The 16,057-nt window shown below is 63.0% G+C and carries 15 protein-coding genes and 1 pseudogene; 9 read left to right on the top strand and 7 right to left on the bottom strand.

Annotated elements, in window-relative coordinates; translation table 11 throughout:
- Nucleotides 1-198 precede the first annotated feature (198 nt).
- The 7 genes from EV668_RS22070 (at nucleotide 199) to EV668_RS22040 (ending at nucleotide 8,626) form a co-directional block, all read left to right on the top strand.
- A complete protein-coding gene (locus tag EV668_RS22070; RefSeq protein ID WP_133774265.1) occupies nucleotides 199-984 on the top strand; it encodes an alpha/beta fold hydrolase in 786 nt (261 codons plus the stop codon).
- A 331-nt stretch (nucleotides 985-1,315) separates the two neighbouring features.
- Nucleotides 1,316-2,041, top strand: coding sequence for a response regulator (locus EV668_RS22065; RefSeq protein WP_133774263.1), 726 nt, complete (start codon nucleotides 1,316-1,318; stop codon nucleotides 2,039-2,041).
- A 168-nt stretch (nucleotides 2,042-2,209) separates the two neighbouring features.
- Nucleotides 2,210-2,728, top strand: coding sequence for a hypothetical protein (locus EV668_RS22060; protein WP_166652591.1), 519 nt, complete (start codon nucleotides 2,210-2,212; stop codon nucleotides 2,726-2,728).
- A gap of 301 nt (nucleotides 2,729-3,029) precedes the next feature.
- Nucleotides 3,030-4,685 carry a GMC family oxidoreductase gene (locus EV668_RS22055; protein ID WP_133774259.1) on the top strand — a complete coding sequence of 552 codons (1,656 nt, stop codon included), beginning with the start codon at nucleotides 3,030-3,032 and terminating at the stop codon, nucleotides 4,683-4,685.
- Between the two features lie 292 nt (nucleotides 4,686-4,977).
- Nucleotides 4,978-6,222 carry a cytochrome P450 gene (locus tag EV668_RS22050; RefSeq protein WP_133774257.1) on the top strand — a complete coding sequence of 415 codons (1,245 nt, stop codon included), beginning with the start codon at nucleotides 4,978-4,980 and terminating at the stop codon, nucleotides 6,220-6,222.
- Between the two features lie 43 nt (nucleotides 6,223-6,265).
- Nucleotides 6,266-7,372: an FAD-dependent monooxygenase gene (locus tag EV668_RS22045; RefSeq protein WP_133774255.1), complete on the top strand. Its 1,107-nt coding sequence runs from the start codon at nucleotides 6,266-6,268 to the stop codon at nucleotides 7,370-7,372.
- Nucleotides 7,373-7,468: 96 nt separating this feature from the next.
- Nucleotides 7,469-8,626 (top strand): helix-turn-helix domain-containing protein, encoded by a 1,158-nt coding sequence (locus tag EV668_RS22040; protein ID WP_133774253.1) that lies wholly within the window; start codon nucleotides 7,469-7,471, stop codon nucleotides 8,624-8,626.
- 223 nt (nucleotides 8,627-8,849) lie between these two features.
- On the opposite strand, the gene EV668_RS25465 is transcribed toward EV668_RS22040, so the two are convergent.
- The 5 genes and pseudogenes from EV668_RS25465 to pqqA form a co-directional block, all read right to left on the bottom strand.
- Entirely contained in the window at nucleotides 8,850-9,407 is a 558-nt protein-coding gene (locus EV668_RS25465; RefSeq protein WP_245513381.1) for an SPASM domain-containing protein, read from the bottom strand.
- A gap of 93 nt (nucleotides 9,408-9,500) precedes the next feature.
- Nucleotides 9,501-9,926, bottom strand: a complete 426-nt coding sequence (locus EV668_RS25460; protein ID WP_245513362.1) for a radical SAM protein — start codon at nucleotides 9,924-9,926, stop codon at nucleotides 9,501-9,503.
- Nucleotides 9,923-10,926: pseudogene (pqqC, locus tag EV668_RS22025) on the bottom strand (pyrroloquinoline-quinone synthase PqqC). Before pqqC ends, EV668_RS25460 begins: the two are co-directional and overlap by 4 nt.
- Complete coding sequence (gene pqqB, locus EV668_RS22020) at nucleotides 10,923-11,843, bottom strand: pyrroloquinoline quinone biosynthesis protein PqqB (protein ID WP_133774617.1); 921 nt, start codon at nucleotides 11,841-11,843, stop codon at nucleotides 10,923-10,925. The pseudogene pqqC and the gene pqqB overlap by 4 nt, the downstream one beginning before the upstream one ends.
- Nucleotides 11,844-11,860: 17 nt before the next feature.
- On the bottom strand, nucleotides 11,861-11,950 hold the full coding sequence (gene pqqA, locus EV668_RS22015; protein WP_133774247.1) for a pyrroloquinoline quinone precursor peptide PqqA: 90 nt from the start codon (nucleotides 11,948-11,950) through the stop codon (nucleotides 11,861-11,863).
- 156 nt (nucleotides 11,951-12,106) lie between these two features.
- On the opposite strand from pqqA, the gene EV668_RS22010 reads away from it, so the two are divergent.
- Nucleotides 12,107-13,402 (top strand): PQQ-dependent sugar dehydrogenase, encoded by a 1,296-nt coding sequence (locus EV668_RS22010; protein ID WP_133774245.1) that lies wholly within the window; start codon nucleotides 12,107-12,109, stop codon nucleotides 13,400-13,402.
- Between the two features lie 330 nt (nucleotides 13,403-13,732).
- Here the strand turns inward: EV668_RS22010 and EV668_RS22005 are convergent, their stop codons facing one another.
- Entirely contained in the window at nucleotides 13,733-14,362 is a 630-nt protein-coding gene (locus EV668_RS22005; RefSeq protein ID WP_166652590.1) for a PDDEXK family nuclease, read from the bottom strand.
- Nucleotides 14,362-14,604: a helix-turn-helix domain-containing protein gene (locus EV668_RS24950; RefSeq protein WP_245513360.1), complete on the bottom strand. Its 243-nt coding sequence runs from the start codon at nucleotides 14,602-14,604 to the stop codon at nucleotides 14,362-14,364. Before EV668_RS24950 ends, EV668_RS22005 begins: the two co-directional genes overlap by 1 nt.
- 65 nt (nucleotides 14,605-14,669) lie before the next feature.
- On the opposite strand from EV668_RS24950, the gene EV668_RS22000 reads away from it, so the two are divergent.
- Nucleotides 14,670-15,683 (top strand): DNA-methyltransferase, encoded by a 1,014-nt coding sequence (locus EV668_RS22000; protein ID WP_208111606.1) that lies wholly within the window; start codon nucleotides 14,670-14,672, stop codon nucleotides 15,681-15,683.
- Nucleotides 15,684-16,057: the final 374 nt, after the last annotated feature.

Raw genomic sequence — 16,057 nt, 5'->3', positions numbered from 1 at the left:
GCATCCCGATCGGACGCCCCGCGCCCAGGGAGGTCGCCCACCTGATCGCCTTTCCTCGCTTCAGGCCGGGCCGCAGCAATCGCAGGAACCGAATTCGTCATTGATGGACGTACACATCCGACAGTTTAGCCAATAAAATCCGGAATAAAAACCAGTTCAAAGACTATTCATTGTTTTATAAAGCAGGAAGGAAGCAAAATGAGCATGAAATACGTTATGGCAACGGCGATCGCCGCTGGCCTGTCGACCGCCACTCTTGCTCATGCGGCCGACCGCATCCCGGAGGGCCAGACGGTTCGCAATGTCGTGCTGGTGCACGGCGCCTTTGCCGACGGCTCCGGATGGCGCGGGGTCTATGACAACCTCACGCGACGCGGCTACAAGGTCACGATCGTCCAGAACCCGCTGACGTCGCTCGCCGACGATGTCGCTGCGACCAAGCGCGCTCTGGACCGCCAGGACGGCCCGGCAATTCTCGTCGGCCATTCCTGGGGTGGTACGGTGATCACGGAAGCGGGTACCAACGCGAAGGTGGCAGGTCTCGTCTATGTGTCCGCACTTTCCCCTGATGTCGGTGAGACGACGGGGCAGCAATATGCGGGCTATCAGACACCGCCTGAATTCGTGCTCGATGTGAATGCCGACGGCTTCGGTTATGTCCTGCCGAGCAAGTTCAAGGCTGGATTTGCCGCGGACACGTCCGATGCCGATGCGGCTTTCATGCGGGATTCCCAGATCCCGATCAACATGTCGGTCTTCGAAACCAAGCTGACGCAGGCCGCGTGGCGCAGCCGCCCGAGCTGGGCAGTCATCGCGACCGACGACAAGGCTTTCGACCAGCGCATGCTGCATGCGATGGCCAAGCGCATCGGTGCCAAGGTGACGACGGTGTCGGCCAGCCACGCCGTATTCATGACCCAGCCCAAGGTCGTGTCCGACGTGATCGACGAAGCCGCTCGCACCTCGCGGTCGGCCGCGCGCTGACCCCGAGGCGTCGGCGGTTGGTCACGATGCGGGCGGGACGAACTCTTCGCCCGCATCACCCGCCTAGCGAAAGCCGTTCCCGACCACAGGGCGCCATCGACGACCCGGGAGAGTCTAAAAAAAAAATTTGCATAATTTGATATAATCGATATTTGAGCGCGCTCATCGTCAAGGGGTGCCTCTCAGGATGCGTGCGTTCAATTGCTGGACAGGCCGTCGGCGATGCCGGGTCGCGAGCGCGGTACGGGAGACAGGAAACGAGCTCGGGTACCGCGCATCGCACGGTCGCGCGCCGCTTGCCCCACACCTTCCGTAGCGCTGGAGCAATCTCGTGAAGCACGTCTTGTTGATAGACGATGACCCGACCATTCGAGACCTGTTGTCCGACTACCTTTCGCAGCACGCTTTCCGCGTAAGCGCGATCGGAGACAGTCGGTCGCTCGCCCAAATCGTCGCCACCGACATCGTCGACCTCGTCATCGTGGATCTGAATCTCGGTCCGGAGGACGGCCTCGAGATCGTCCGCCGTCTCGCGAGCACCTCGGATGCCCCAATCATCATCATCAGCGGCGACCGCCTCGATGAGGCCGATAAGGTCATCGGGCTGGAACTCGGTGCGGTGGACTACGTCACCAAGCCCTTCGGTGTTCGGGAGCTCCTGGCGAGGGTTCGAGTCTCCCTGAGAGAGAAACCGGCGCTGAAAAAGCGCAGGGAGCGCAAGATCTACCGGTTCTCCGATTGGGAGCTCGATATCGACGCGAGGAAGCTCGCCGACGCGAGCGGCGGAAGCACTAAGCTCACCACCGGGGAATTCAGGCTCCTGACCGCTTTCCTGAAGGCTCCGCAGCGGATACTGTCCCGCGAGCACCTGCTTACGGAATCCCGCAGCCACGACGACGAGGTTTTCGATCGCAGTATCGATGTCCTCGTTCTGCGGCTGCGTCGAAAGCTGGAGTCTGATCCGTCCCGACCGAAGATCATACGGACCGAGCGGGGCGCGGGATACGTCTTGGATACGGACGTGACGGTTGTTGACGCGCGCAGAGGGCGGCCGTGATCGAACGTCTGGGCGGGCGGGCGCGCCAGTTCCACCTGCGCATCTCCGCCACGCTGGCATCGCTCGCCCTAGGTCTAATATGTCATTCGAAATGATAATGTCTGTATTCAAAGCATTCATGTAACTTTATCGACCGATATGAGCTCCATAAAACTAGTGGAGCTCACTATGAAATATCATAAGTTCGAAGAGATAGCTGATTTGAGCTGTCAAAAGCAGCCGACGCTCTCTTCCACCGAGAATGTCGTCGCGCTGCGGCGATCATCGGGCGACGCTCCCGGGGATCGCGGGAGAGGTGCCGGGCCGATCTTCGTCTCGTGCGCTTCGGCAACCGCGTCATCGAGCGGCGCACCTGTTTCGGCGCCGAGCCGTCGCGTCTCCTGGTTCGACAAGCTGGCGTCAGATTTTGGCATTGCAGGCCAGGCGCTCGCATTCGGCTCCATCGCCGAACTGGGACTGCCACAGCCCCTTCCCTCGAGCGGGATGTCGGCTCACCCGCGTCGCCATACTTGGCTGTCCAGGTTCAAGGCTGCGGTAGCTCGTCGATATCACCGCGTCCTGAGTGAAATCGCGATCGGCAGAGCAGTCCAGGACCTCCGCAGGCTGGATACGGCCACGTTAAGAGACATCGGCATCTGCGATCGGGCGATGATCGAGACATTCGTCCGTGGTGTTCGCGATCGTTGAGATAAAGTGGCACTACATCAGCCGAAGTGTGTCATGGCTGTAAAGTACGGACGATGTCAGTCTGCCATAATGACACATATTTCGGAAATGTAAGTTTAGTTCGAGACGACGATAGACCGCAAAAAAACGTCCGGACTTCTGCCAGACGTCTCACGCTCGAACGCGACGCCCAACGAAGGGAGAAGCGAGGCGACTGGTGGCGAAAACCGCATAATCATACCAAACTGCAGAATTTGACAGAATCGGCATAATGTGATTTCAAGTCAGTAGACACATCCACACGCCTCAGAGGAGCCACGCGATGAAGGACAGATCGGATCCCCCCAACCATGTCGCTCGTGACCGCAGAACCAGCCCGATCGACGAATGCCGGAGCTACGACTTCATCGTGTGCGGTGCTGGATCCAGCGGCTCCGTCGTAGCCGCCCGCCTTGCGGAGGACTCCAACGCGAGCGTCCTCCTGCTCGAGGCTGGCGGGGACGACGTGTCCGAGACTGTGTCGAACCCGGGCCAGTGGCCCCTCAATCTCGGTAGTGAGCGCGACTGGGCGTTCGTCGGGCAGCCGGCCGGCGGCCTGGGTGGACGTCAGCTGTCGCTCAACATGGGCAAAGGGCTGGGCGGAGGCTCCAGCATCAATGTCATGGTCTGGGCGCGGGGCCATAGGGAGGATTGGAACCACTTCGCGCAGGAAGCCGGCGACGAGGCGTGGGGCTACGAGTCGGTCCTCGGATACTATCGCCGGATCGAAGACTGGCGCGGCACTCCCGATGCTCTACGCCGCGGCGTGGGCGGCCCGGTCTACGTCGCCCAGTCACAGCAACCGCAGCCAATCGCCCGGACGCTCGTCGACGCGGCTGGCCTCCTGGGCATTCCCGTCTTCGATTCTCCGAATGGTGAAATGATGGAGAGCGCTGGGGGCGCTGCCATTGCGGACCTGCGGGTGCGTGACGGCAAGCGTCAGTCGGTGTTCCGCTCCTATGTTCATCGTATGGAAGCGGGATCCAACCTGACGGTTGTGACCCATGCCCTGGTCACGCGCATCTTGATCGAAGGAAGAAGGGCCGTTGGTGTCGAGATTCTGCTGAACGGCGAGCGCCGACAGTTTCGTGCACGATGCGAGACCATCCTTTCCTTGGGAGCCATCCAGACGCCCAAGGTGCTGATGCAATCCGGCATCGGCCCTCAGGCCGAACTGCAGGCGCATGGCATCGACGTGATCCAGCACCTGCCGGGCGTCGGGCGAAACCATCAGGATCATATCGCGTTCGGATGCACGTGGGCGCACCGCAAGAGCGAGGCGGTCAGCGCGGGCGGCTGCGAAGCGACTCTGTATTGGAAGAGCGATGCTAGGCTCCCCGCGCCGGACATCCTCCAGTGTCAGCTCGAATTCGCGGTGCCTTCGCCGGCGGAAGCGGAGATCGAAACTCCGGAGCATGGCTGGACGATGTTCGCCGGGCTTGCGCAGCCGAAGAGCCGGGGCCGTGTGCGGCTGTCCGGCCGCAACGCGGACGATCCCGTGCTCATCGAACCGAACTCGCTGAGCGCCGAAGAGGACATGGCGGCAGCAATCGCGACGGTCGAGCTTTGTCGAGACATCGGCAACAGCAGCGCCTTCGATCCTTTGGTGACGCATGAGGCGGCGCCGGGACTTCGGGATCGAGCAGGACTGATCGACTTCATCCGCAAGTCAGCGGTCTCCTACTGGCATCAATCGGGCACCGCCAAGATGGGGCAGGACTGGATGTCGGTCGTCGACGGCCAACTGAGAGTCTACGGGATCGCTTCTCTGCGCATCGCCGATTCCTCGATCATGCCGCGCATCACGGTCGGCAACACGATGGCGCCTTGCGTGGTCATCGGTGAACGGGCCGCAGACATGATTGCGAAGCAGCACGGCTTGTCCACCGCCGCGCCAGCGAGCGCCGCGGCCGACGCGAACCTGGAGCCGGCTTTCTGACCGGCGATGCCGGCACGCTCCGCACGCGTCGCCGGCATCTCCCAATCTCCAGACTGATCGATCCGTCTCCGCGAATGCCTGACGCGAGCGACTGCGATTCAACATGCCTGCTCGCTGACGTCCTGGGCGAGATCTCCAGCGCCGAAGCCTAACGGCGCCTCCATCGACCGGCGTTCAGCCGCCGCCCATCGATGCCTCCGGCCAACAGCAACCCCGGTGTCCAACCGCGCCAATCCCAAGGGCCTGGCCGCGTCATCTCTCATCAACGCGGGAGCCCGCCTACCAGAAGCGGATGGGCAGCCTCGCTCCAGTGATCAAGGAACCGACGACAATGCTCGACAAGGTTTCCCCCGTTCCCGTTGTTCCTCTGGAGGATCTCGAGTCCGATCCGCACGGCACATTCAGGCGCTTTCGCGACGCTCATCCGTTCGCGATCATGCCGCTCGGTGGCTATATCGTGCTGAGATACGACGATGTGGCCTCGCTCGCCCGCGACCCGCGATTGAGAGCGACCGAAATCGCCCTCCCTGCGCAACTCGGCATCACCAACGGAGCTCTTTTCGACATTTTCGAGCACGGCATGCTGACGGCGAATGGAGATGTCCATCGCCGTCGCCGTTCAGCCCTGTCCCGGGCGCTCGTCGAGAACGTTGCTCAGCGCTATCGGGCGCACGTTCGACGCAGTGCGCAGGTTCTGCTTGATTCAACCTATGCCGAAGGAGAGCTGAGACTCGTCCGAGATTACGCTGCCAAGCTTCCGGCTATGGGATTGGCCAGCCTCCTCGGAATTCCGAATCTGGAGGTCCCCGCATTCATTCGGGACGTCGAGGCGATGAATGCCTTTTTCCGCCCCGACGTGACACCTGAGATCGTTGCCGCAGCGGAGGCTGCAGCCGGACGCGTCCGACATACCATTGAGGAGTTGGCAGGTCGCAACCACGACGAGCGCGACAACGACTTTGTGCCGGCCTACCTTGATGCCGCCCAGAACCAGCAGGGGCATTCGCGCATCGAAGCCCTGATCCAGATCGTCCAGCTCATCATCGGCGGCACGGAATCGATACGGATTGCCATCGTGGCGCAGACGGCCAACCTGATGGCTCATCCCCGCCTCTGGAATTCTGTCTGCGCCGACCCGAAGCTGGTCGCCCCGGCGGTCTCGGAGGCCCTCCGGTTTGAGCCGGGCATCGCCGGCCTGGTCAGGATCTCGACGGACGACATCCTCATCGGCGAGCACGTACTGCCGGCGGGAGAGCTCGTGGTGCTGTCGTTGATGTCAGCACTGCGAGATGAGCGGAAGTTCGAGCGCCCGGACGACTTCGACATCTTCCGTCAGGACGGCGGCCTCTCGAACTTGGTCTTCGGTGCAGGTGCACACAAATGCATCGCCGATGCATTCGGCCGCGCCGCCCTCGAGGAGGCATTGAGTGCGCTGACCGAGCGGCTGCCTCACGCCTGCCTCGTCAGACCGCCGGTTTTCCAAGGCTACGTCTTTGTGCGCGCCAGCTCCGAGTGCCGCATCGCCTGGGTGCCGTGACGCTTCCAACCGATGCACCGCTAGCAAGAACGAGTTCATCGCAATGCGCATCCTGATCGTCGGGGCCGGCATCGCCGGGCTGGCCGCATGTCGCGCGCTCTCCCTGCGCGGCTTCGAGCCAACCATCGTGGAGCATAACGAGAAGGCCGGCGAGGGAGGCGCCGGGCTGTTCCTTCCAGGGAACAGCGTTCGGGCAATAGGCCAGCTTGGGCTGCTCGAACCACTGCTCGAGCAGTCCTATCCTATCACCCGCCAGCGCATCTGCGATGAGAACGGTCGGCTGCTGAGCGCGATCGACACGCGAGACGTCTGGGGTGCCGTCGCGCCATGCAGATCGACGAGACGGTCGACGCTGTGGCAGATTCTCAGGAACGAGTCCCGAGCCGAGGTATGTCTGAAATCGATCACCTCGATCGACGATCGCGGTGATGACGTTGTCGTTCGTTTCGACGACGGAGATATCGGGGAATACGATCTCGTTATCGGTGCAGATGGCGTCAACTCCACGGTCCGAGAACTCGCGTTTCCGGGCGGCCCATCACCAGAATATGTCGGTAATGTTTGCTGGAGGTTCATTACACGCAACATATGCGGCCTTGCCGATTGGACTGTTATGCTAGGCAGTGACCGCAGCGTACTCTGTAAGCCCATCTCGCCATCGGAACTGTATATTTATGCCGACATGTCCGTGCCGGAATGGGAGGTCGACCGCTATTCCGCGTCAACGATGTTGCCGCCGCTTTTCGACCACGTCGCGGGGCCATTCAGGCAAGTGCTGCACTTGGCGGCGTCCTCTGATGTCCATTTCTCGGAGCTGGTTCGGCTTCGGCTGGAGAGCTGGCATAGGAACCGCGTGGTGCTGATCGGAGACGCCGCTCATGCCGCCCCTCCCAGCATGGCACAGGGAGCCGGTCTGGCGATCGAGGATGCGCTCGTTCTCGCCGACGTGCTTGCGGCCGAACCGCGTGTCGAGGTCGCACTGAACCGATTTGAGGCCCGCCGGAAGCCGCGCGTCGACTGGGTCCATCGCCAGAATGCCTCTCGCGACCGCGCTCGTCGTCTCCCTCGGATACTGAGGAACGCGTTGTTCCGTATGGCGGGAACGAGGATTTATCGACGTTCGTATTCGGTGCTCACGGAGCCAGTGTGAGCGAAGATGCCATGGCACGGTGTGATTTCCGTAGGCCACTCGTAAGATCAAGTGGTTCGACGCTGGACGACCAGCGAGTGGCCGCCCACCCGAACGATGGCCGATGCCGTGGCGCAAAGGCTTCTGTTTCTTGCAAATTTTTGTGGTAATGCCATATTTCAATCCGTAACATTGGATTGGAACGTGAGCGATATTCTAACCACCGCGAAGGCTGCGGAGCTGCTGGGAGTGTCTGTCCGGACGGCTCAGCTCTGGGTTGAGAGCGGACGTGTTCCATCTTGGAAAACCCCCGGTGGACATAGGCGCATTCCGCGACAGGCGGTGCTCGATCTCATAACTCCTCGGGTCGAAGAGCCTGCAGGCGTTCGACCGGTCGCCGTCATCGTGACGGATGAGAACCGTGCGCGGCGATGGCAGGAGGCGGGCTTGCGCGGCTCGGGCTTGACGATCGTGGTCGTCGAGACCCTCGATGATATCGGCTCGCTGTTGGACCCTGCGCCACCGGCATTGATCGTGGTCGAAAATGCGGATCAGTCGGTGGGGAAGCAGCTCGTAAGGAAGCTGGCGAGAGACGAGCGCTTCCGGGCGACCACGATCATCGGCCTAGTGGCGGACAGCGGCAGCGAGGCCGTGAGCCGTGACCTCCGATACATCCAGCTGGGATCGTTGCCCGATATCGCTGCGACTAGCGCGGCCATCGTCGCAAAGCTTATCTCCCGTCTGCCTGCACCGAACGACCAAGTTCGCTACAGAGTCCCCTGGAATGAACCCGCTCGGTTGAAAGCCGTCGGAGACTCGGGGCTGGTCGGCTCGGCCGCCGAGGAGAGCTTTGACCGCCTCGTTCGCCTTGCCGCGTATTCGACGCGCTCGCCGATTGCCATGTTCACACTCCTTACTGAGTCCGAGCAATGGTTCAAATCCCATGTCGGCTTCGAGGCTGCTTCGACTCCCAGAGATTGGGCATTCTGTAATGAAACGCTCATCTCCAATGAGCTGACGATCTTCGAGGATCTGTCCAAGGCGAACATGTTCGAGCGGAATCCGGCTTTGGCAGAGCCGTTCGGCTTTCGATTCTATGCGGGTGCGCCAGTTCGCAACCCCCTGGGGTTTGCATTGGGTTCGATTTGCGTCATCGACATCAGGCCGCGCAAACTTGCTGCAGATGAGCGGGATGCGCTGACGACGATCGCCGAAGCCACGTCCAACCTGATCCGTCTCAAGGCGCTCGAGCGATTGCTGCCTGGCCGCAGTTGAAGGCCGCCCAGCTCCGACCCCGGCGAGCGTCGCGGGCCTCAGCGCTGCGTTCATCATCATGGGCGTCTTCACACCGATGTCGACCCTGATTGCGGCGGTTCGGACGCCCCGCGGATTGGCGACGATGTCCCTGACGGGGCCGGTCGGAGGTGCGATTACGCCGCTCTTCTGTCCCGACGTCTTCGCCGACCGGAGCCGACGTCCGGTACGCGGTAGGCCTAGTCTACGGATGTCCACGCTGCAGGATCGGCTGGGCGGGCTCCGATAGCATCGCGTCGATCAGATGCCGATGCTCCGACAGATGACAGACGGGGTCCGTATTGCGGGCGTCGCCCGTGATGGCGAGCGCTTGGCAGCGGCAGCCGCCGAAATCCGTTTCGCGTCGAGGGCAGGAGACGCAGGGCTTTCGCATCCAGTCGGTCCCGCGATACGCCTCGAAAGCCGGTGACGCCTGCCATATCTCCGCGAGCGGGCGCTGCCGGACGTTCCAAAAGACAAGGCCGGGGATGGTCGCGGCCGCGTGGCAGGGCAAGGCGGTCCCGTCCGGTGCAACGTTCATCGAGCGCTGGCCCCAGCCATTCATGCAGGGCTTCGGATAGCGCCCGAGATAGTCCGGCGCGACGTAGTCGATCGCGATGTGCTCCGAATGCCGCTCGCGGGCCTGCCCGATCGCCTCGTGAGCCGCGCGCGCCTGCTCACGGCTCGGCAGCAGAGCGGCGCGATTGCGCAGCGCCCAGCCGTAATATTGAGTGTGGGCGACCTCGATGCGCTGGGCTCCCATGGTCACCGCCTCGTCGATCGCCGTGCCGACGCGGGCGATGTTGGAGCGGTGGAGGACGAGGTTCAGCGTGAAGGCGAGGCCGCTCCCCGCGACTTAGGCGGCGATCCGCCGCTTCTTGCGATGCGACCCCCTGAGGCCGGCGGACACATCCGCTTCGGCCTCGTCAACGTCCTGGATGGACAGCTGAAGATGGTCGAGCCCGGCCTCGACCAGCGCCGCGAGCCGCGAGGGGCCGAGACCGAGGCCCGAGGTGATGAGGTTCGTGTAAAGCCCCGCCTGTGCTGCGGCGCGCACGAGGTCGACGAGATCGGCGCGGGAGGCCGGCTCGCCTCCCGACAGATGGAGCTGCAGGACGCCCATCGCCGCCGCTTCGCGGAACACCCGCGCCCAGGTTTCCGTGTCGAGCTCCGCCTCGCGCCCGAGCAACTCCAGCGGGTTGGAGCAATAGGCACAGGCGAGCGGGCAGCGGTGTGTCAGCTCCGCGAGGAGCCCGAGGGGAGGGGCGATCTCGGGCGTCACCACTCGATCAATCGCTTCGCGGCAAGATCCCGGACGAGTGCGTGGACATCGGATTCGATCAGGGTGCGCGCCGCGGCGTAGGCGGCGGCGAGTTCGTCGACGATAGCGGCGAGGCTGCGCGAGCCGTCGCATCGCTCGACTACAGCGACGGCACTCGGATTGAGGGCGACGACGCGCTCCGGCGCGAGCAGGACGTGGCCGCCGCGCGCGGCGTCGGGGCGCAGCTTCACGCCGCGCACGAGCCTCGGGCGGTCCTCGTCGGTCGGCAGCCTGTTCACGGACGCCAAGCCCCCGGCGGCACCTGGCCCCGCTCGCCATAGGCGTGGTCGAGCGCGTCCAGCATCGCCCAGAGGATATCGCATTTCAGGCGGAGTGCCGTCTGGACGTCGGCCTGGCTGTCCGGGGTGACGGCATGGCGGCGCACATAGGCCAGCGCAACGTCGACGTCCCGGCGGGCCTGTTCGGGGCGGGCCGTGAAGTAGGCAAGCGTCTCGGAGGTCACGAACGGATAATTCGCCAGCATCCCCGAGACCCTGTCCTGAATGATGCGCGGCGAGAAGAGCTCAGTCAGCGACGAGGCGATGGCCTCGAGAAGACTGCGCTCCCGAACGAGCGACAGATAGGCGTCCACCGCGAAGCGAGTGCCGGGCAGGATCCCGCGCGTCGCGACCACATCGGCTCGGTCGAGACCGACGCCCTCGGCGAGCTTCAGCCATCGTTCGATCCCGCCTTCGCCCTCCGCATCGCCGTCATGGTCGAGGATGCGTTGGCGCCAGGCTCGCCGAAGCGCCGGATCCTCCATGCGCGACAGGATGATCGCGTCCTTCACCGGAATCCGTGACTGGTAGTAGTAGCGATTGAGCGCCCAGGCCTGGATCTCCGCCTTCGAGCAGCCGCCTTCCCTCATTCGGTGATGGTAGGGGTGGCGGTCGTGATAGCGCTCGGCGCCGATCGCGTGCAGGCTCTCGACGAGCGCGTCGGGCGTCAGGACCGCGCTCACGTGACCGGTTCCAAGGCGATCTCCATGCCGTCATGGGCCAGCTCGATCCCCGCCGCGTCCAGGACGCCGCGCTCGGGCGAATCTGCCAGGAGCACCGGGTTCGTGTTGTTGACGTGGGTATAGATCCGGCGCCGCGGAGCGAGGTCGGTGAGGGTGGAGAGCGTGCCGCCTTCCCCCGCGATGGGTAGATGGCCCATCCGCCGCCCAGTCTTCGTCCCCATCCCGGCGCGCGCGAGCTCGTCGTCGTGGAAGACGGTTCCGTCCATCAGCACGATATCCGCTCGGGCGAGCAATGACTGGAGCGCGGGTGTGATCGCCGCACAGCCCGGAACGCAGGCGATGCCGAGGCCGCCCGCCAGGGGCCGCGCCAGGAGAGCCAGCATCTCGCCGGGATCGGCGGCCCCATCCCGCTCAAGGTAGAGCGGAGCCTTGCCCGGAAGAGCGATGCATTCGATCGCGAGACCCGCGAGCTCGATCCGGCAGGGTGGGCGCACGACACGGCGCTCGACGTTCTTGGGGTCGAGGGCATCGAAGATCGGGTTGGCGGAGAGGATGATGAGCACCTCGCTCGTCGCGCTGATGCGGAAGGCATGACCCTCCCGCAATGTCAGAAGCCCGGCGATCTGATCGATCTCGCCTCCGGTCAGGATCACGTCGGTGATGGGCGAGGCGCGTGTTCCGCGCTCTGGCGAAAGGGAGGTGCAGGCGATGATCTGTGACCGCAGGTCAGGCGCCGCGTTGACGATCAGCCAGTGTCGACCGTTCCCCGTCAGCGCGAGACTCGCTTGGCTGCGAGGAACGACCCGCGCGTCGCCCTCGCGCGCCAGAGCGCAATGACGGCAGCCGCAATTCCATTGGGGCAAGCCGCCGCCGGCGCCCGAGCCGAGGACGATCGCCCGAGCGCCGGTGCATCCCATCACGTTCGGACGACGACCTAGTGCAGGTCGTCGTCCTCGACTCCAGCATAGGACGTCACTTCCATGGCGCAGGAGATTTCGGTCACGGTCGGCGTCTGCCAGCTCATCGGCTTCTCCTCATCGACGCGGCTCTAGCGCGTCGGTTCGGCCAACGTCGATCTCTCCCGTTTCGTTGCCAACTGCGCCACGCAGTCGCGGACGGATCGCGACGACGAACTCCGGAAAGGCCGCGGACGTTTGGCCTGCGCCCTCCGGAGAACCGCATGATCCGCACCGCTACGGCGCTCGCCGCTCTTCTCGTCAGCTTGCCCGCGCTCGCGCAACCGACGTCCGCGACGCCGGGCTACGGCGCGAACCCGGTTCTGCCGAAGCCGGACACGGACCACCGTGTCCAGAACTTCTCGAAGGTCATCGGCTGGCCGAAGGACGCCTCTCCCAGGGCGCCAGATGGCCTGAAGGTCCAACGCTTCGCGGACGGGCTGGATTCGCCGCGATCGATCCACGTCCTGCCGAACGGCGACGTGCTCGTCGCCGAGGCGACGACGACCGTGCGGCCGAAGGGCATCAACACGAAGACGCCTGGGCAGATGCGGTCGGGTTCGGCGGCCGTCTTCAGTCCCGACCGGGTGACGCTGCTGCGCGACACGAACGGCGACGGCGTCGCGGACGAGCGGCATGTGCTGCTCGACGACCTCTCGCAGCCCTTCGGTCTGGCCTTCGTCGACGGCACGCTGTTCGTCGCCAATACGGATGGTCTTCTGACCTACTCCTACAAGCTCGGGCAGACGAAGATCGAGGACAAGGGTCGCAGACTGCTCGAACTGCCCGCTGGCGGCTACAATAACCACTGGACCCGCAACCTCCTCCTGTCGCGGGACAGGACCAAACTCTACGTCTCGGTCGGATCGGCCAGCAACGTCGGAGAGCACGGCCTCGATCTGGAGAAGGGCCGTGCGGCCATCCACGAGATCGGGCTGGACGGCTCGAACCATCGCATCTTCGCGAGCGGTCTCCGCAATCCCGTGGGTATGTCGCTCGAGCCGACGACCGGTACACTTTGGACCGCCGTCAACGAACGCGACAACATCGGCGATGATCTGGCACCCGATTACATCACCAGCGTGAAGGAGGGCGGCTTCTACGGCTGGCCCTTCAGCTATTGGGGCAAGAACGAAGACCCCCGATTGAAGGGGCAAGGCAAGACGCTCGTCGAGACGGCGATCCAGCCCGATTACGCGGTCGGTCCCCACACGGCCTCCCTGGGCCTCCTCTTCTACACGGGCGATGCTCTCCCAGCGGCCTATCGCGGCGGGGCCTTCGTGGCGCAGCGCGGCTCGTGGAACCGCCAGCCGTTCTCCGGCTACAAGGTCCTGTTCATTCCCTTCAAGGACGGCAAGCCATCCGGCGACCCGCAGGACTTCCTCACCGGATTCATGGCGGACTTACAGAAGGGAACCGCGTTTGGAAGGCCTGTTGGCGTATTCCAGGATGGTGGCGGTGCCTTGCTCGTCACAGACGATGCGGGCGACACCATATGGCGGGTTTCGGCCTCAAACTAGAGCAACGGATGATCCGGGAAGCGGGTCGGCTAACCTACGGAAACTACAGCGATATCCTAGGAGTGCGGAAAACCGCGAGCTCCAAAAGACTTCCTGGTGGAGCTGAGGGGAGGCGATCACATTAAAAATATATGCAGCAAAAACAGTTACTTAAGGCGTCTACGGTGACGGTTATGCGCCCTGTTTGTGTACTGATTTTCTTTTTTGATGACAGCGCTTCCGCCCAGGTGGAAACCGGTTGCACTGCACTTATGAGTGCGCGGCACCTCCGCGAGTCGGTGCCCCTCAAAGGCTTGGGGTGGGAACCGATGCCTCTCCTGGAACTGATCGCTACTTTTTCGGCAAGCGGCCGCGCGTCTTTCTGGGGACTGGGGGCTTTCCCGCGCGCTCATCAGCCTCGGCCTTGATCCGGGCGGCTTCTCGCTTCCGTGCAGCCCGCAGCTTGGCGGCCTCGGACGGATCAAATGGCTTGCCGTCTTCGTAGACTTCGGTCCCATTCTCCATGACAAAGGTCAGCGGAATCTTCGGATTGTTAATGTCTTTTCCGCCCGAACCGTGCCATTTCTTCTCCCACTGATCGAAGATGGCTGCCAGTTTGTCTGTGCCTACATGGTAGATGCGCCGCATCTCGATGTCCTGGAACACCGCGAAATACCACCCAACCTGCTTGTATTTGGCGAGGATCGTCGGGTTGATGTGATGATGAGTGCTGAAGTTCGGCGTGAGAGCGATGTTCACGCTTTTCAGCTCGTACTCCAGCCCGTCTGCGTCGACCGCATCGTTACCCTCGCGGCCTGGCAGGCCTTGCAGGTTGAGTGCGAACAGCATCTGCAGGATTTTGCCGCCGTTATCCTGAAATATGTCGTTGATACCGTGCTCCGTCGCGAGCTTCTGATACTCAAGAACTGCGGGTAGCAGCTTTTGAAGCCGCTCCCATTCGGCATGCCGCTTCGTCGCCATTATGCGCCGTCCAGCAGGCTCGCAGGAGTGACCCGAAGTGCGGCGGCGAGGCGGCCGATGTTGTCCACAGAGACATTGCGCTCGCCACGTTCGACGCCGCCAACGTAATTTCGGTGGAGCCCGGAGCCGGACGCGAGCTCCTCTTGTGACAGACCGCGTTCGACGCGCAATCGCCGGACATTGCACGCGACCGCTTGGCGTGCGGATAGGCTACCATCTATGGGCTTGGACGAGTCGCTCACAAAGGAAGAGTTGTGGTTCAGGCTCGGAACGGTCTACACACGATGAGTGTGATCAGGAGAGCTTGGTGACGTTACCCACCTTCGACCGGAACGCGGCCTACACGACCCGTCTTGGGCGTGCCTATGCTGGGGATTCTCGCGACCTACTGAAGCAATTGCCGGACGGGAGCATTGACCTCGTCATGACCTCTCCGCCCTTCGCGCTTCAGCGCCAGAAGGCTTACGGCAACCTCGATCAACTCGAGTATCTTGACTGGTTGACGGAGTTCGCGACGCTGGTGAAGCCGAAATTGAAGGAAACAGGTAGCTTCGTTGTCGACGTGGGCGGGGCTTACCAGAAGGGCGTGCCGTCCCGCAGCCTCTACAATTTCCGCATCCCGATTCGGTTCTGCGATGAGTTAGGTTACTTCCTCGCGCAGGATTTCTATTGGTTCAATCCGTCGAAGCTGCCTAGCCCAATCGAATGGGTAAACAAGCGTAAGCTCCGGGCTAAGGACGCGGTTAATACCGTCTGGTGGTTTGGGAAGACCGAGTGGCCGAAGGCGAATGTGTCAAAGGTGCTAGCGCCCTACAGCGATCGCATGAAGACGCTGATCAAGGACCCGACGAAGTTTTACACGCCGAAGGTGCGCCCCTCGGGGCACGACATTGGAACGTCGTTCGGCAAGGACAACGGCGGCGCGATCCCACCCAATTTAATTACGATCCCAAACACGGAGTCTAACGGGAGATACCTCGCAGGTTGCAAGCTCGTAGGCGCGAAGAGCCACCCGGCGCGGTTCCCAAGCAAGCTCCCGGAGTTCTTCATTCGCTTCCTTACCGAGCCTGGCGACCTCGTTCTCGACATCTTCGCGGGGTCGAACACGACGGGCCAAGTCGCTGAGGCCGAGGGTCGCCGGTGGTTGTCGTTCGAGGAGCGGCAAGATTATGTCGCAGAAAGCGTGTTTCGCTTCATGGACCTCACCTCGACGCCCGCCGAGCTTGAGGCTGGGTATCGGGCAGTGAAGGCGGGCCGCGAGCTCGATCTCTCGAAGCTCGTAAAGCAAAAGAGGCTGGGCTTCGGCGAAGCTGCGGAGTAGGCATTCCCGCGCCGCAGACACGACGCATGCTCGGTCTGGCCGCGTTCAGGGCGACCGATGGCCGACATGCCTGTCAGACCCACGGATTATCGGGCGGCATTTAGCCCAGAGGGTGTTACTGCTGCACCGGGCCCGTGGAAACGTTCGACCAGACCGGGCGAAGTCGTCAAGTCTCGCTATGCCGCGGGTCCCAAAATGTTGAGCTGAGGAAAGGCCGCGGTCAGACGGGGGGAGTCCCCCACCCCGTGCTCTTGCGGGATAGAGGCCGCAGAATTGCGGTGTCAAACGGCTCGGAACATTGACCCCCGATCGGCGTCCAATATTGACCCCGCCTGGGTGGGTCGTCCCCGGAGTCCATAGGAGGGACCCGCGCA

It is taken from the genome of Enterovirga rhinocerotis, assembly GCF_004363955.1.
Classification (GTDB): domain Bacteria; phylum Pseudomonadota; class Alphaproteobacteria; order Rhizobiales; family Beijerinckiaceae; genus Enterovirga; species Enterovirga rhinocerotis.
The sequence above is the reverse complement of the archived record's forward strand: the minus strand, read 5'-3'. Positions and strand labels throughout refer to the sequence as shown.

What these genes read in the sequence shown, in the direction of transcription:
- EV668_RS22070 (WP_133774265.1), top strand. Translation starts at nt 199, where the DNA reads ATGAGCATGAAATACGTTATGGCAACGGCGATCGCCGCTGGCCTGTCG.
- EV668_RS22060 (WP_166652591.1), top strand. Translation starts at nt 2,210, where the DNA reads ATGAAATATCATAAGTTCGAAGAGATAGCTGATTTGAGCTGTCAAAAG.
- EV668_RS22055 (WP_133774259.1), top strand. Translation starts at nt 3,030, where the DNA reads ATGAAGGACAGATCGGATCCCCCCAACCATGTCGCTCGTGACCGCAGA.
- EV668_RS22050 (WP_133774257.1), top strand. Translation starts at nt 4,978, where the DNA reads ATGGGCAGCCTCGCTCCAGTGATCAAGGAACCGACGACAATGCTCGAC.
- EV668_RS22045 (WP_133774255.1), top strand. Translation starts at nt 6,266, where the DNA reads ATGCGCATCCTGATCGTCGGGGCCGGCATCGCCGGGCTGGCCGCATGT.
- EV668_RS22040 (WP_133774253.1), top strand. Translation starts at nt 7,469, where the DNA reads ATGGCCGATGCCGTGGCGCAAAGGCTTCTGTTTCTTGCAAATTTTTGT.
- EV668_RS25465 (WP_245513381.1), bottom strand. Translation starts at nt 9,407, where the DNA reads ATGGGAGCCCAGCGCATCGAGGTCGCCCACACTCAATATTACGGCTGG.
- pqqB (WP_133774617.1), bottom strand. Translation starts at nt 11,843, where the DNA reads ATGGGATGCACCGGCGCTCGGGCGATCGTCCTCGGCTCGGGCGCCGGC.
- pqqA (WP_133774247.1), bottom strand. Translation starts at nt 11,950, where the DNA reads ATGAGCTGGCAGACGCCGACCGTGACCGAAATCTCCTGCGCCATGGAA.
- EV668_RS22010 (WP_133774245.1), top strand. Translation starts at nt 12,107, where the DNA reads ATGATCCGCACCGCTACGGCGCTCGCCGCTCTTCTCGTCAGCTTGCCC.
- EV668_RS22005 (WP_166652590.1), bottom strand. Translation starts at nt 14,362, where the DNA reads ATGGCGACGAAGCGGCATGCCGAATGGGAGCGGCTTCAAAAGCTGCTA.